This window comes from Qipengyuania sp. GPGPB31 (genome assembly GCF_038396345.1).
Taxonomy (GTDB): Bacteria; Pseudomonadota; Alphaproteobacteria; order Sphingomonadales; family Sphingomonadaceae; genus Qipengyuania; species Qipengyuania citrea.
This window is the reverse complement of record NZ_CP149572.1, coordinates 2,240,700-2,254,039: the sequence shown is the minus strand read 5'-3', so window position 1 is coordinate 2,254,039 and position 13,340 is coordinate 2,240,700. Positions and strand designations below refer to the sequence as shown.

15 protein-coding genes and 1 tRNA gene are annotated in these 13,340 nt (G+C 65.3%); 6 read left to right on the top strand and 10 right to left on the bottom strand.

Annotation, left to right across the window (positions count from 1 at the left end; genetic code table 11):
- Window positions 1–8: 8 nt before the first annotated feature.
- Window positions 9–521, top strand: coding sequence for a peptide-methionine (R)-S-oxide reductase MsrB (gene msrB, locus WKH79_RS11395; RefSeq protein ID WP_341858930.1), 513 nt, complete (start codon window positions 9–11; stop codon window positions 519–521).
- Window positions 522–543: 22 nt separating this feature from the next.
- Here msrB and WKH79_RS11390 read toward each other — a convergent pair whose 3' ends face one another.
- From WKH79_RS11390 to WKH79_RS11375, 4 genes are all read right to left on the bottom strand, one after another.
- The gene (locus WKH79_RS11390; RefSeq protein ID WP_050601570.1) at window positions 544–1,194 is read right to left on the bottom strand and encodes a PilZ domain-containing protein; all 651 of its coding nucleotides are present in this window, start codon (window positions 1,192–1,194) and stop codon (window positions 544–546) included.
- Window positions 1,195–1,342: 148 nt separating this feature from the next.
- Window positions 1,343–1,427: transfer RNA gene (locus WKH79_RS11385), tRNA-Leu, on the bottom strand.
- Between the two features lie 70 nt (window positions 1,428–1,497).
- A complete protein-coding gene (locus tag WKH79_RS11380; RefSeq protein WP_050601569.1) occupies window positions 1,498–1,779 on the bottom strand; it encodes an integration host factor subunit beta in 282 nt (93 codons plus the stop codon).
- A gap of 159 nt (window positions 1,780–1,938) precedes the next feature.
- Window positions 1,939–2,280: a GntR family transcriptional regulator gene (locus tag WKH79_RS11375; protein ID WP_050601568.1), complete on the bottom strand. Its 342-nt coding sequence runs from the start codon at window positions 2,278–2,280 to the stop codon at window positions 1,939–1,941.
- 217 nt (window positions 2,281–2,497) lie between these two features.
- On the opposite strand from WKH79_RS11375, the gene WKH79_RS11370 reads away from it, so the two are divergent.
- The 5 genes from WKH79_RS11370 (at window position 2,498) to WKH79_RS11350 (ending at window position 8,196) form a co-directional block, all read left to right on the top strand.
- A complete protein-coding gene (locus WKH79_RS11370) occupies window positions 2,498–4,081 on the top strand; it encodes a peptide MFS transporter (RefSeq protein WP_341858929.1) in 1,584 nt (527 codons plus the stop codon).
- Between the two features lie 106 nt (window positions 4,082–4,187).
- Window positions 4,188–5,567 (top strand): amidohydrolase, encoded by a 1,380-nt coding sequence (locus WKH79_RS11365; protein ID WP_341858928.1) that lies wholly within the window; start codon window positions 4,188–4,190, stop codon window positions 5,565–5,567.
- Window positions 5,564–6,931 (top strand): amidohydrolase family protein, encoded by a 1,368-nt coding sequence (locus WKH79_RS11360; RefSeq protein ID WP_341858927.1) that lies wholly within the window; start codon window positions 5,564–5,566, stop codon window positions 6,929–6,931. Before WKH79_RS11365 ends, WKH79_RS11360 begins: the two co-directional genes overlap by 4 nt.
- A gap of 13 nt (window positions 6,932–6,944) precedes the next feature.
- Window positions 6,945–7,436: an FKBP-type peptidyl-prolyl cis-trans isomerase gene (locus WKH79_RS11355; RefSeq protein WP_050601825.1), complete on the top strand. Its 492-nt coding sequence runs from the start codon at window positions 6,945–6,947 to the stop codon at window positions 7,434–7,436.
- Between the two features lie 76 nt (window positions 7,437–7,512).
- Entirely contained in the window at window positions 7,513–8,196 is a 684-nt protein-coding gene (locus WKH79_RS11350; RefSeq protein WP_341858926.1) for an NnrU family protein, read from the top strand.
- On the opposite strand, the gene WKH79_RS11345 is transcribed toward WKH79_RS11350, so the two are convergent.
- The 6 genes from WKH79_RS11345 to WKH79_RS11320 form a co-directional block, all read right to left on the bottom strand.
- On the bottom strand, window positions 8,193–9,002 hold the full coding sequence (locus tag WKH79_RS11345) for a hypothetical protein (protein ID WP_341858925.1): 810 nt from the start codon (window positions 9,000–9,002) through the stop codon (window positions 8,193–8,195). The two genes, WKH79_RS11350 and WKH79_RS11345, sit on opposite strands and share 4 nt — an antisense overlap.
- A 78-nt stretch (window positions 9,003–9,080) precedes the next feature.
- Window positions 9,081–9,878: a crotonase/enoyl-CoA hydratase family protein gene (locus tag WKH79_RS11340; protein ID WP_341858924.1), complete on the bottom strand. Its 798-nt coding sequence runs from the start codon at window positions 9,876–9,878 to the stop codon at window positions 9,081–9,083.
- A gap of 116 nt (window positions 9,879–9,994) precedes the next feature.
- On the bottom strand, window positions 9,995–11,917 hold the full coding sequence (gene dxs, locus WKH79_RS11335) for a 1-deoxy-D-xylulose-5-phosphate synthase (RefSeq protein ID WP_063511530.1): 1,923 nt from the start codon (window positions 11,915–11,917) through the stop codon (window positions 9,995–9,997).
- A 79-nt stretch (window positions 11,918–11,996) separates the two neighbouring features.
- Window positions 11,997–12,458 carry a transcriptional repressor gene (locus tag WKH79_RS11330; protein WP_050601560.1) on the bottom strand — a complete coding sequence of 154 codons (462 nt, stop codon included), beginning with the start codon at window positions 12,456–12,458 and terminating at the stop codon, window positions 11,997–11,999.
- A 36-nt stretch (window positions 12,459–12,494) separates the two neighbouring features.
- Window positions 12,495–13,175 carry a peptide-methionine (S)-S-oxide reductase MsrA gene (gene msrA / locus WKH79_RS11325; RefSeq protein ID WP_341858923.1) on the bottom strand — a complete coding sequence of 227 codons (681 nt, stop codon included), beginning with the start codon at window positions 13,173–13,175 and terminating at the stop codon, window positions 12,495–12,497.
- Window positions 13,175–13,306, bottom strand: coding sequence for a hypothetical protein (locus tag WKH79_RS11320; RefSeq protein ID WP_255357763.1), 132 nt, complete (start codon window positions 13,304–13,306; stop codon window positions 13,175–13,177). Before WKH79_RS11320 ends, msrA begins: the two co-directional genes overlap by 1 nt.
- Between the last annotated feature and the right edge of the window lie 34 nt (window positions 13,307–13,340).

Genomic DNA, 13,340 nt, shown 5'->3' with positions numbered 1-13,340 from the left:
TCCACGCCATGACCCGGAGCGATTTGACCCGCCTTCCCATTGCCCGCCGCCGCCTGTTCGGCTGGATCGGCGCCTCCGCCAGTTTCGCGGCGCTGACCGCTTGCGGTTCGCGGCCCGCGGAAGCCAGGAGTTTCGCCGTCGAGCTGACCGAAGCGCAATGGCGCAAGCGGCTGACCGCGGAGGAATACCGCGTGCTGCGCGGCGCGGGGACCGAGCGGGCCTATTCATCGCCGCTCAACGAGGAGGATCGCGCGGGCACCTTCGTCTGCGCAGGCTGTGGCAACGCGGTCTACAGTTCCAAGACGAAATACGATTCGCGCACCGGCTGGCCCAGTTTCTGGCAACCGATCGACAAGGGCGCGGTGGGCACCAGCACCGATTACAAGATCGGTTATCCGCGCACCGAAGTGCATTGCGCGGATTGTGGCGGGCATCTGGGCCATATCTTCAACGATGGGCCGCGGCCGACCGGCAAGCGCCACTGCATCAACGGTGTCGCGCTCGATTTCAAACCCGCGTAAACCAGCGACGGGTTGAACGGTCTCAGGGAATGCGCGGCCAGGCCTCGTCTTCCTCGACCAGCGCCGGGCACTGGACCCGTGCGGCGGCGAGTGCGAATTCGCGCAAGGTGAAAGTGTCCTCGAACACGAGGCCGTAATTGGCATCCCTGCGCCAGCGCACCGTACAGCGAATATCGGGCAGGCCTTCGCAGGAAATCGTCAGCCGCTGGCCGACCGCGAAGATGCTTTCGCATTCGATCCGCGCGCCCTGCTGCGACATGTTGAGCGTGATCGCTTCGGCACGGCCCGAGAGCGAGGCCACGGTGAGCGGCATCATCAGATTGAGCCGCAAGCCACGCTTGGGGAACTTCCAGTTTTCGCGGATCAGCCGTTCGGCTTCGATCGGGGCTTCGAACCGGTAGCTCGCCTCGAAGCCTTCGCTGCGGACCAGTTCGAGCTCGTAGCTTTCGCCGTTCTGCAATTCGAGCGCGATCGCTTCGTCGGTGGGCAGCTTGTGGAAGGTGCGCAGCGAGACACCCGTGGCCGACACGTCGCGGATCACACAGACGAATTCGCCCTGGCCGCAGACCAGCTTCGCCGCGCGGATGAGCGAGGTGTAGCGCGGAGCGCCGCGCTGTTCCTCGCCGTTTGTCGAACCATTGTCCTGCATGCCGGTCCCGGTGGTGAATTGCATAGCCTAGTTATGTCCAACGCGTACGCGGCTTCATGGCAGCCGCGATGGCGCCGCGAATCAGTATTGCTTCCCCGCGAAGCCTAACTGCGAAAGTGTTAATGCCGGGATAAGGGTAGCACCCGATAGGGCCGGCAAGCGAACGGGTGGCTGGTACGGGTGGCGGGACTCGAACCCGCACGAGCAAAGCTCAGGGGATTTTAAGTCCCCGGCGTCTACCATTCCGCCACACCCGCCGATGGGGGCCGCTCTAATCGCTGCCGGTCGGGCGGGCAATCGCGGATCGTGCGCCGGCCAGCCAATCGCTCACTCGTCGTTGAGGCGCCGGCGCATGTCCTTGCCCGGCTTGAAATAGGGGACCCGCTTGGCGGGTACGTCGACGGTTTCGCCCGTCCGCGGATTGCGGCCCTTGCGCGCTTCGCGTTCGCGGGTGGAAAATGCCCCGAAGCCGCGCAATTCGACCCGACCGCCTTCGGCCAGTCGCTGCGCGATTTCCTCGAAAAAGATATCGACGACCTGCTCGACCTCTTCAGCCCGCAATTCGGGATTGTCCTGGGCCAGAGCGGCAAGAAGTTCGGATCGGATCATATGGATCTCCGGGTGCGTTCGATCGCAAATATCGTTTCCACGATGCGTCCCCGCCGAAATCACGCTCTCCCGCCCGATTCCAACCGTCAGACTGTGGCAGAACTGCTTGGCTGCCGCAAGGATGCAAAACGCCCCCCGGCGCAAGCGCGGCGGGCGCTGTCAGGCGTCGGCCAGCAATTCGCGCGCCGAGACGCCGAGACGGTCCATCCGGGCCCGGATCTCGGGCCATTCGACCTGCAGGAACTGTTCGCGTTCGGATTGGCGGAGCCGGTTCGCGGCGCCCTCGACCACATACATGCCGACGCCGCGCTGAACTTCGACCAGGCCGTCGTTCTGGAATTGCTGATAGGCCTTGGCGACGGTGAGCGGATTGGCGCCCTGCTCTGCCGCCAGCGCGCGCACCGAGGGCAGCATCTCGCCCTCGGCATAGCGGCCGTCGATGATTGCCGCCGCGATCATGTCGCGCAGCTTCATATAGACCGGCTTCGACTGGTTGCTCATCACTTGTCCCCGCAACAGACTGCATCAGTGCCATAATACAGCGCGGCGCACAAGGTTCCCGCCCTAGCGGGGAATACCTAGGGCGCCCGCAGGCAGACGGTCACTGCTGTAACTAATGCTTCACATGGGCGCGCAAGACGTTACGGTGCGCGCTTCTTCGGGGAGGAAGCACCGCGCGAGGCGGCTTCCTGAAATCAATCTAAGAGGTTTGCCACGCATGGCCACAACACAACCGGTTGACGGGGATTCGGCGGGGACCTTCCTCGGCCACCCCAAGGGACTGTTCGTCCTGTTCTTTGCCGAGATGTGGGAGCGTTTTTCCTATTACGGGATGCGCGCCCTGCTGATCTTCTACCTGACCAAGCACTGGCTGTTTTCGGATAGCGATGCGGGCATCATCTACGGTGCCTATACCGCACTGGTGTATATCACCCCGGTGGTTGGCGGTTATCTGGCCGACAAGTATCTGGGGCAGAGGAAGGCGGTGCTGTTCGGCGCGGTCCTGCTGACGCTGGGCCATTTCTTCATGGCCTTCGAAGGCGATCCCGCCGCGGGGACGGAGAACAATCCGATCGTCTACGTCTTCTGGCTGGCACTGGCGCTGATCATCGTCGGCTCGGGCTTCCTCAAAGCGAATATCTCCGTGATCGTCGGCCAGCTCTATCCGCGCACCGATACGCGCCGCGATGCAGCTTACACCATCTTCTACATGGGGATTAACCTCGGCGCCGCGATCGGTTCGCTGCTGTGCGGCTATATCGGCGAAACCTATGGCTGGGCTTATGGCTTCGGCCTCGCCGGGATCGGCATGCTCGCGGGTCTCGTCGTCTTCGTCTGGGGCAAGCCGCTGCTGCTCGGCCGCGGCGAACCACCCAAACAGCTCGCCAAGAAGACCGAATGGTCGATGTACGGTGTGGGCATCGCGCTGGTCGGCATCTGCTGGCTCGCGATCCAGTACCAGGACATGGTCGGCTATGTGCTAGGCCTTTTCGGCGGCTCGCTGGTGCTTTACGTGCTGTTCATTGCGGTGGTGAAGCTGCCCAGCGAAGAACGCGACCGCATCTTCGCGGCGATGTTCCTGATCCTGACCTCAATCGTCTTCTGGGCGCTGTTCGAACAAGCCGGTTCAAGCCTCAACCTGTTCACTGATCGCCATGTCGATCGTGGCGGCGTGCCGGCATCTACCTTCCAGTCGATCAATGCGATCTACATCATCCTGCTCGCCCCGGTTTTCGCGGTTACCTGGCAAACGCTTGGTCGCAAGGGCCTCGAACCCAGCGCACCGCTCAAGTTCGGCCTGGGTATCGTACAGGTGGGTCTCGGCTTCCTCGTGCTCGTATGGGGTGCGCAGTCGGTCGGCATGGACGCAGCGGTGCCCGTGCTGTTCATTTTCCTGATCTACCTGCTGCACACCACAGGTGAGCTGTGCCTGTCGCCGGTCGGCCTGTCGGCAATGAACCGCCTCGCGCCGTCACATATGGCTTCGTTGATCATGGGCACCTGGTTCTTCGCTTCGGCCACCGGCAACTTCGCCGCCGGCCTGATCGCCTCGGCTACCGGTGCCGAAGGTGTCGGCGAGGAAGCGGGCAAGCAGGTCGTGCTCGATGTCTATTCGACCGTCGGCTGGTATGCGATCGCGATCGGTGTCGGCGTGATGGTGATCAGCCCGCTGATCAAGAAGCTGATGCACCTCGATACGCTGCAGGACGACGACGTCGGCGACGACCTGCTCGGCCAGAGCGAGGGTCCGGGTGAGCCGCAGGGTGCCGGGATCCATCCGGAAACCCGCCCCAACAGCTGACGGGCAACCGGCGCCAATCTGCGAACCGCTTGATAGCGCCGACAAAATGCAATTGACCGCACGGGCCGGGGCAGCGATGCTCCGGCCCGACTGCATTGGGGGTTCCATGACACGTATTGCCTTGCTCGCCTGCGCGGCCGCATTCGCGGTTGCCGGATGTTCCACCACCGGGGGCGACGGCGTGGCCTCGGCCTCCGCAAAGGACTGGAGCGCCCCCGTCGGCGAGGACGGCAGGGTGCCCTTCGCATCGACTTATGCACCCTATCCCGGCCGCCCGACCGCGTTGACCGGCGCAACCATCTATGACGGGCGCGGCGGCATGATCGAGAACGGCACCGTGCTGTTCCGCGATGGCAAGGTGGTGGCGGTGGGCGATGCCTCGCTGGCCACCGATGGCTACGACCGGATCGATGGCACCGGCAAGTTCGTCACTCCCGGCGTGATCGACATCCATTCCCACCTGGGCGACTATCCCACTCCCAGCGTGCAGGCGCATTCGGACGGCAATGAAGCGACCAGCCCGATGACGCCCGAAGTCTGGGCCGAACATTCGGTCTGGCCGCAGGACCCGGGTTTCACCCGCGCGCTGGCCAATGGCGGCGTCACCAGCCTGCAGATCCTGCCCGGTTCGGCGAACCTGACCGGCGGACGGTCGGTCACGCTGAAGAACGTTTCCGCGCGCACCGTGCAGGGCATGAAGTTCCCCGGCGCGCCCTATGGCATGAAGATGGCGTGCGGCGAGAACCCCAAGCGCGTCTACGGCGGCAAGGGCCGCATGCCCTCGACCCGGATGGGCAATTTCGCGGTCAACCGGCAGATGTGGCTCGATGCGCAGGCCTATGACGGCAAGAAACGCGATCTCGGCAAGGAAACGCTCAAGGGCGTGCTCGACGGCGAAATCCTCGTCCACAACCATTGCTACCGCGCCGACGAGATGGCGCTAGTGATGGATATGGCCAAGGAGATGGGCTACAAGGTCACCGCCTTCCACCACGCGGTCGAAGCCTACAAGATCGGCGACCTGCTGCGCGAAAACGACGTCTGCAGTGCGATCTGGGCGGACTGGTACGGCTTCAAGATGGAAGCCTATGACGGCATCCTCGAGAATGCCGCCTTCCTCCAGCGCGAGGGCGCCTGCGTCGTGATCCATTCCGATGACGAGAACGGCATCCAGCGGCTCAACCAGGAAGCCGCAAAGGCCCAGGCGGCGGGGCGCCGTGTCGGTCTGGACATTCCCGACGCCGAGGTGGTCGGCTGGTTCACCTACAACGCCGCGAAGGCCATGGGCATCGCCGAGATGACCGGCAGCCTCGAGGCCGGCAAGATGGCCGATGTCGTGCTGTGGAACGGCGACCCGCTGTCGGTCTATTCACGGCCCGAAAAGGTCTGGGTCGATGGCGCGCTGATGTTCGACGCGATGGACCGCAAGCGGCGACCGGTGAGCGATTTCGAGCTTGGCCAGCCCGGCGAAGGAGACGTGAAATGATGCGCCTTGCCACTCTCCTCGCGACCGCTGCCTGCGCCCTTGCGACGCCCGCCGCTGCGCAGACCTTCGCGGTGACCAATGCCACGGTCGCAACCGGCGACGGCGGCGAACCGATCGAGGACGGTTACGTCGTCGTCGAAAACGGCGCGATCGCACAAGTCGGCCGCGGTACGCCCAGCGGCAACTATTCCGTGATCGACGCGGGAGGCGCTTGGGTGACCCCCGGCATCTTCGCAACGGTGACCAATCTCGGATTGTGGGATGTCGGCGCGGTCAGCGAATCCAACGACAGCCGGGCCGGCAATTCGCCTTTCAGCGCGGCACTCGACGTCGCCCCGGTGGTCAATCCGGCATCGCAGCACATCCTCGTCCACCGCGCCGCGGGGATCACGCGCGCAGCGACCGTAACGATGCCTTCGGCTTCGATCTTCGGCGGCCAGGGGGCGCTGATCGATCTCGGCGCCGATCCGCAGGCGATCAGCCGTCCGCGCGCTTTCCAGGTGGTCACGCTGGGCGAGCGTGGTGGGCAGATTGCCGGCGGAAGCCGCGCTGCGACGCACGCGCTGCTGCGCAATGCCCTGCGCGAAGCGGGCAGCTACGGTGACGGCGCACGCATCCCGGCGGGCGGCGCCCGCGCCGACCTGCGCACCGGCGACGACTTGCCGATTGATCCTCGACTGGCGGGACGCGAAACCGAGCGCGCCGGCGATGCCCTGCTGACCCGGTTCGATGCTGCCGCGCTGGTGCCCGTGGTGCGCGGCGAACAGCCGCTCTATGTCTATGTCGAACGCGCGTCGGACATTCGCGCCGCGCTGGCGCTGACGCAGGAATTCCCGCGTCTCGAACTGGTCCTGGTGGGCGCCAGCGAAGGCTGGCTGGTCGCGGACGAGATCGCAGCCGCGGGCGTTCCGGTGATCGCCGACGGGCTGGACGACCTGCCCGCGAATTTCGAGGAACTAGCTGCCACACAGAGCAATATCGGCCGGATGGTGAAGGCGGGGGTCAAAGTGGCGATCAACGCCGCCGCGATGGAAAACCCGCGCAACCTCAACCAGTATGCCGGCAATCTGGTGGCGCTGACCCGCATCCCGGGGGCCGATGGGCTGAGTTGGGGTGAGGCTTTCGCGGCAATCACGTCCGTGCCGGCCAGCATCAGCGGAATGGGCGGCAAGGCGGGCGTGCTGGCGCCGGGTGCGACCGGCGATCTGGTGATCTGGGACGGCGACCCGCTCGAAGTCGGCGCCATGCCGGTAAAGGTCTATATCGACGGGATCGAGCAGCCGCTCGACAGCCACCAGAGCCGCCTGCGCGATCGCTATCGCGATCTCGACACCAGCGATCTGCCCAAGGGCTACGACTGGTAGGGCGATGAAGGACATGCGCACCACCCTGCTGGCGCTTGGCGCAGCGGCGGCGGCCATCGGCTTCCACGCGCTGGCCGCACAGGATACGCCCGACCGGTCGCAGGATATTGCCTGGATGAACGCGCAGCAGGCCTATCTCACGGGATTGTCCGCCGAAGACGGCTGGCGCGTGATGCCCGGCGGCCTGCGCTGGCGCTATGTCGATTATGCCGGAAGCACGCAAAGCCCGCGCGTCGAAGACACGGTGACCGTGCATTACGCCGGCACTTTCATCGATGGCGAGACCTTCGATTCCAGTTTCGAGCGCGGCGAACCGGCAACCTTCCCGCTGAACCGTCTGGTCAAGGCGTGGCAAATGGCGATCCCGGAAATGGGCGTGGGCGACACAATCGAAATTGCCGCCCCTGCCGACCTCGCTTATGGGCCCCGCGGCAAGGGGCCGATCCCCGGTGGAGCCACGCTGCTGTTCACCGTCCAATTGCTCGGCATCGAACCCGCCGCCTGACTTGCTATCGACGATGCCGCTTGCTTCGCGGCACAGGCCTGCCACCCATGTTGATGCTGTAAACATGGAGGGGGTAATGGATCACGCCCTGGTTTCGCTGCTTGCCGCTTCGCTCGCTTTCGTCGGAATGCATTTCGCGCTGTCGCATCCGCTGCGCGCGCCAATGGCCCGCAAGCTGGGCGAGAACGGCTTTCGCGCGCTCTATTCGCTGGTCGCGCTGGCTACGTTCGTCTGGGCCGCCCGCGCGTTTCGAGCCGTCGGGCCCGGCGGCACTCCGCTGTGGAATGGTTCGGGCGACGCCATATGGGCCCTTGCCACCGCCATCATGCTCATCGCCTCGATCCTGCTGGCAGGCTCTTTCCAGCGCAACCCCGCCCTGCCCGATCCGCGGGCGGCAGCGCATGCGGCGCTGGCCCCGCACGGGGTCTTCCATGTCACGCGGCACCCGATGATGTGGTCTTTCGCGCTCTGGGCCGCCGCGCACATCCTGGTGAGCCCGACTCCGCGCCAGATCATCCTTGCCGGCGCCATCGGTCTGCTCGCACTGCTTGGCGCGCATCTGCAGGACCGCAAGAAGGAAAGCCAGCTGGGTGATGCATGGGCAGGCTGGGAAGCACGGACGAGTTACTGGCCGCGCTTCGCCGGGCTTGCGCGCGCAGGTACTGTGGCCTGGACCGGCGGAATCGTAATCTGGCTTGCCGCCACCTACGGCCATATCCACGCCAATGGCATCGCCGCTGGCCTGTGGCGCTGGTTCTAACCACCCTCTGACGGTTCAAGGCAGCGGCGCTCGTCCTGGCAGGCCCGCATATCCTCACGCGATTTGCGGTCGATCGCGACGAACCGGTCCCATTCGCGGCCGTTCATTCGGCTGATTTCGGCAGCGACATAATCATGCCGGTCCGCCGCGTCGTCGGAGACCCCCGAGCGCAGGGCGAACTCCGTATGGTCCAGATTGATCTGGTACGAAGCCTTTGCGCCATAGACCGGCGCCACGAAGGAGCGGCGAAACGCGGCCAGGTCATCGCCGCATTGCCGCGCAGCCACGCGGGAGATTTCGGGCCGTGATCGTCCCTGCAGGGTGGCAACGCACTGCGGATAGGGTTGCTGCTCTGCGCAGGTGAAGTCGGGCGGCTCGCCCAGATGGTCGCGCGCCCAGTCGGCCAGCGCCTGGGGTACGGCAACCCCGCAGCGTGCCACTGGCGGGCGGGGATCATCCGGAACCGGTGTGCGCGTCGGAACCGGCGTTGGCGTCGCGGTGGGTGCAGGCGGCGGCCCTGGGGGCGCGTCGGTGCGACTGGGGTGCGGGCCGGGCGAGACGAATGGCGAGGGTTCCGGCGTAGGCGTGGGCCGCGGAGGAAGGCCGCGTTCGCTGGCGAACACGAATGTAGCAACGCCGACCACGCCGCCGACCAGCGGAAAGACGACCGAGCGCTTGAGCCACTTGCCCGTTTCCTCGTCACGCGGCTGCCAAATCCCCGCAAGCGCGGCGAAACCGAGCAGTACGACCCCGACAAACAGGCCGACGCACGTCCAGACGACGACCGCGAGAACCCCTGCCGGCATGCCATTTCCCCCTTCGCTCCGGCGCGAAGTCTCACCGATTTTCGGGCGGCTGGCAAGCGCGGCCCCGACCGGGCCCGGTCAGGTGCCCTTGAAGACGGGCGCGCGTTTCTCGAGCAGGGCGTCCACCCCTTCCATGTGATCATCGGTCAGATGCATCATCGCCTGCGTGTTGGCGGCCAGTTCGAGCGCCGAATCGTAGCTCATCGAACGCCCCTGCCGCATCAGGTTCTTCGCATGGCGCAGCGCGTACGGGGGCATGGCGGCGATCTTGGCGGCGAGCGCCTGCGCTTCGGACATCAGCGCTTCGCCCTCGACCACCCGGCTGACCAGCCCCCAGTCGCGCGCGGTGGCCGCATCGATCACATCGCCGGTGTAGAACAGCTCCGCCGCGCGCGCCTCGCCGATGATCCGCGGCAGGATCCAGGTTCCGCCATCGCCCGGGATGATGCCCAGCTTGAGGAAGGTCACGCCGAACTTGGCACGGTCGCTGGCGATCCGCATATCGGCGAGGCAGGCGAGATCGCAGCCGAGCCCGATTGCCGGCCCGTTGACCGCTGCGATCAGCGGCACGCGCAGCGAATACAGCGCGCGCAGGACCTTGTGGATATTATTGCGATAACCATCGGAAATCTCGGGCGCGGTCCCGCCGAAAGTGCCCGTGCGCTGTTTCATCGCCTTGATGTCGCCGCCCGCACTGAACGCGCGTCCGGCCCCGGTCAGGATCACGCAGCGCACATCCATATCGGCATTGATCGCATCGCAGGCGGCGGCGAAAGCATCCCCGTCGCCCTTCGCGCCGAGCGGGTTCATGGTGTCCGGACGATTGAGCGTCAGCGTCGTGACGTGATCGGACGTTTCTACAGTCAGCAGGGTCATGCAGCCTCTCTTTCGCCCGCGGTCTTGCCAGTCCGCGGCGCGATGCGAAAGAGCTAGCTTGGGCGGGTGGCAGTCCGGTGGAACCGCGGCAGGAAAACGCGCACACCCGCGCCCGGTCAGGCGCGCGCTTCTTCGACCCCGGCGCTGTTGTGCCGCAGCGCGTTCAGCACCGTATCGACGATATGCGGCGCATTGAGCCCGGCTTCGTCATATTGCTTGGCGGGATCGTCATGGTCCTGGAATACGTCGGGCAGCCGCATCGTGCGCACCTTCAGCCCGGAATCGGTCAGCCCCTCATCGCTGGCGAAGGTCAGGACATGCGCGCCGAGGCCGCCCACGGCGCCTTCCTCGACCGTCACCACCACATCGTGGCTGCGCATCAGTTTCTCGATCAGCGCGGTGTCGAGCGGCTTGGCGAACCGCATATCCGCAACCGTGGTCGACAGCCCCTTGGCTTCGAGCAGGTCGGCTGCCTTCTTGGCTTCTTCCAGCCTTGCGCCAAGTGAGAGGATCGCGACTTTCGAGCCTTCGCGCACGATCCGGCCCTTGCCGATTTCCAGCTTCTCGAGTTCTTCGGGAATTGCCACGCCCGTGCCCGCACCGCGCGGATAGCGGAACGCGATCGGGCCTTCGTCATATTCCGCCGCAGTGTAGGTCATATGCGCCAGCTCGGCCTCGTCGGCGGCGGCCATGACCACGAAATTGGGGAGCGTCGCGAGATAAGTGACGTCGAAGCTGCCGGCATGCGTGCAGCCATCCGCACCGACCAGACCGGCGCGGTCGATCGCGAAGCGCACGGGCAGGTTCTGGATCGCCACGTCGTGGACCACCTGGTCGTAGGCCCGCTGCAGGAAGGTCGAATAGATCGCCGCGAAAGGCCGCATGCCCTGCGCTGCCAGCCCTGCGGCAAAGGTCACACCGTGCTGTTCGGCGATGCCCACGTCGAACGACTTGTCCGGATGCGCCTTGGCGAACTTGTCGACGCCGGTGCCGCTGGGCATCGCGGCGGTGATCGCACAGATACGCGGGTCGGTGTTTGCAAGCTTGGCGAGCGTTTCGCCGAAGACGTTCTGGTAGGCGGGCGGTCCGCCCTTCGACTTCTTCTGTTCGCCGGTGACCACGTCGAACTTGGCGACACCGTGATACTTGTCCGCGCTGTTTTCGGCCGGGGCATAGCCCTTGCCCTTCTGCGTCACGACATGGATCAGCACCGGGCCCTGTTCGCTGTCGCGGATGTTCTCGAGCACGGGAATGAGGTGCTCGAGATTGTGCCCGTCGATCGGCCCGACGTAATAGAACCCCAGTTCTTCGAACAGAGTACCGCCGGTCGCCATGCCGCGCGCGTATTCTTCTGCCTTCTCGAGCCCGCCCCACACGCGCCGGCCGAGCTTCTTGGCGATCTTCGAGGCCATGGTGCGCAGCCCGAGATACTCGCTCGAGGACACCATGCGCGCGAGATATGCCGACAGCCCGCCGACCGGCGGCGCGATTGACATGTCGTTGTCGTTCAGAATGACGACCAGCCGGTTGCCTGCTTGTTCGGCGTTGTTCATCGCCTCATAGGCCATCCCCGCGCTCATCGCGCCGTCGCCGATCACGGCGATGCCACGGCCGGGCTGGCCCTGCATCTTGTTCGCCATGGCGAAACCGAGCGCAGCCGAGATCGATGTCGAGCTGTGCGCCGCGCCGAAGGGATCGTATTCGCTTTCGGCGCGCTTGGTGAAGCCGCTGAGGCCTCCGCCCTGCCGCAGCGTGCGGATGCGATCGCGCCGCCCGGTCAGGATCTTGTGCGGGTAGCACTGGTGGCCGACATCCCAGACGAGCTTGTCCTCGGGCGTGTTGAAAACGTAGTGGATCGCCGTGGTCAGTTCGACCACGCCCAGCCCCGATCCCAGATGGCCCCCCGTCTGCCCGACGGCGTCGATCATTTCGGCGCGCAATTCATCGGACAATTGGCGAAGCTGGTCCTTCCCCAGCTGGCGCAGATCTTCGGGGGTATTGACCGTATCCAACAACGGCGTCTTGGGGCGGGTAGTCATAAACGAAGGCCCTACACCGGTAGAACGAAACTGTCGATGAACGCTTTAGCGGCAGGATCGCACGATCCGCCGCTGGCGCTCAGCTGGCGCAATCGTCGCACAGGCCGCGCAATTCCACCACCGGCCGGACATCGGTAAAGCCGGCATCGCGGCCCGCTTCGCGCAGCGCGCCCGAGACGCGTTCGTCGTCGATATGCGTGGCCTTGCCGCAATCGTCGCAAATCAGGAAAATGCAGTCGTGCCGGCAACCGGGATGCGTGTTGACCAGATAGGCATTCGCGCTCTCGATCCGATTGGCCAGATTGCTGCGGACGAACAGGTCGAGGATGCGGTAGACGCTGTTGGGAGCCACCCGCTTGCCGCGGCTTTGCGACAGATTGTCGGCAATGTCGTAGGCGCTGGCGGGTTTGTCGTGCCGCGCCAGTTCTTCGAAGACCGACTGCCGCATGCCAGTCCATTGCTCACCGCTGTCGGTGAGGGTGTCGCGCGCGGCCGCGATGAGTTCCGCGCCCTGATGTTCCTGATGTGCGTGCCTGGCCATGCGCCCGAAGTAAGCGCGCGCAGGGCCTATCGCAAGCTAGTCGGGCTGGAAACGCGCCGAATAGGCCCCCGGGTAAAGCGCCTTGAGAGCCTTCACCTTGGGAGCGTCCCACCGCACGATGTACCGGTGACGCGGGTTCTTGAGCATGAAGTCCTGGTGATAGGTTTCGGCAGGATAGAACGCCTGCGCGCGTTCGATCCGCGTGACGATCGGCTTGTCCCACAGATCGACAGATCGCAGCTGCGCCAGATAGGCCTTGGCGACCGCGTTCTGTTCGGCCGACAGCGGCACGATCGCGCTGCGATAATGCGCCCCGACGTCGGGGCCCTGCCGGTCGAGCTGGGTCGGATCGGTGACGACCGAAAAGAAGATGCGCAGCAGCTGGTCATAGCGGATGACCTTGGGGTCGTAGGTTACCCTGACCGCCTCGGCGTGGTCGGTGATCCCGCTCGATACGAGCTTGTAGTGCGCCTGCCGCTCGGTCCCGCCATGGTATCCGGAAACCGCGCTGGTTACGCCGCGGACATGGCTGAAAACCCCTTCGACGCCCCAGAAACAGCCGCCGGCGAAGATCGCGGTCTTGAGGCCGGATCCCTCCTTGGCCGCACGCTTCGCCGCCGGTGCCTCGACCGCGTTTTCAGCGGCGAGCAGCGGTTGCTGACACGCCGACGCGCCAAGCGCGAGCGCTGCTGCAGCGATGGCGTGACGCCAGCGCATCACAGGATCGAGGCGACCAGTTGCGGAACCGCAGACAGGAAATCGCTGCCATTCGAGAGCAGGACTGCCACGGCACCAAGGCCGAAGCCGATGCCGAAATTGCGATAGAGGTCGGATGTGAACAGGGCCATGAGGGGGGTGCTTTCGTTATGCTGACCCAGATGG

Excerpts from the sequence above, each read along its gene's own strand:
- WKH79_RS11355 (WP_050601825.1), top strand. The coding sequence starts at position 6,945 with ATGCGCACCACCCTGCTGGCGCTTGGCGCAGCGGCGGCGGCCATCGGC.
- dxs (WP_063511530.1), bottom strand. The coding sequence starts at position 11,917 with ATGACTACCCGCCCCAAGACGCCGTTGTTGGATACGGTCAATACCCCC.
- WKH79_RS11330 (WP_050601560.1), bottom strand. The coding sequence starts at position 12,458 with ATGGCCAGGCACGCACATCAGGAACATCAGGGCGCGGAACTCATCGCG.
- WKH79_RS11390 (WP_050601570.1), bottom strand. The coding sequence starts at position 1,194 with ATGCAATTCACCACCGGGACCGGCATGCAGGACAATGGTTCGACAAAC.
- WKH79_RS11375 (WP_050601568.1), bottom strand. The coding sequence starts at position 2,280 with ATGAGCAACCAGTCGAAGCCGGTCTATATGAAGCTGCGCGACATGATC.
- WKH79_RS11320 (WP_255357763.1), bottom strand. The coding sequence starts at position 13,306 with ATGGCCCTGTTCACATCCGACCTCTATCGCAATTTCGGCATCGGCTTC.
- msrA (WP_341858923.1), bottom strand. The coding sequence starts at position 13,175 with ATGCGCTGGCGTCACGCCATCGCTGCAGCAGCGCTCGCGCTTGGCGCG.
- msrB (WP_341858930.1), top strand. The coding sequence starts at position 9 with ATGACCCGGAGCGATTTGACCCGCCTTCCCATTGCCCGCCGCCGCCTG.
- WKH79_RS11360 (WP_341858927.1), top strand. The coding sequence starts at position 5,564 with ATGATGCGCCTTGCCACTCTCCTCGCGACCGCTGCCTGCGCCCTTGCG.
- WKH79_RS11345 (WP_341858925.1), bottom strand. The coding sequence starts at position 9,002 with ATGCCGGCAGGGGTTCTCGCGGTCGTCGTCTGGACGTGCGTCGGCCTG.
- WKH79_RS11370 (WP_341858929.1), top strand. The coding sequence starts at position 2,498 with ATGGCCACAACACAACCGGTTGACGGGGATTCGGCGGGGACCTTCCTC.
- WKH79_RS11350 (WP_341858926.1), top strand. The coding sequence starts at position 7,513 with ATGGATCACGCCCTGGTTTCGCTGCTTGCCGCTTCGCTCGCTTTCGTC.
- WKH79_RS11340 (WP_341858924.1), bottom strand. The coding sequence starts at position 9,878 with ATGACCCTGCTGACTGTAGAAACGTCCGATCACGTCACGACGCTGACG.
- WKH79_RS11380 (WP_050601569.1), bottom strand. The coding sequence starts at position 1,779 with ATGATCCGATCCGAACTTCTTGCCGCTCTGGCCCAGGACAATCCCGAA.
- WKH79_RS11365 (WP_341858928.1), top strand. The coding sequence starts at position 4,188 with ATGACACGTATTGCCTTGCTCGCCTGCGCGGCCGCATTCGCGGTTGCC.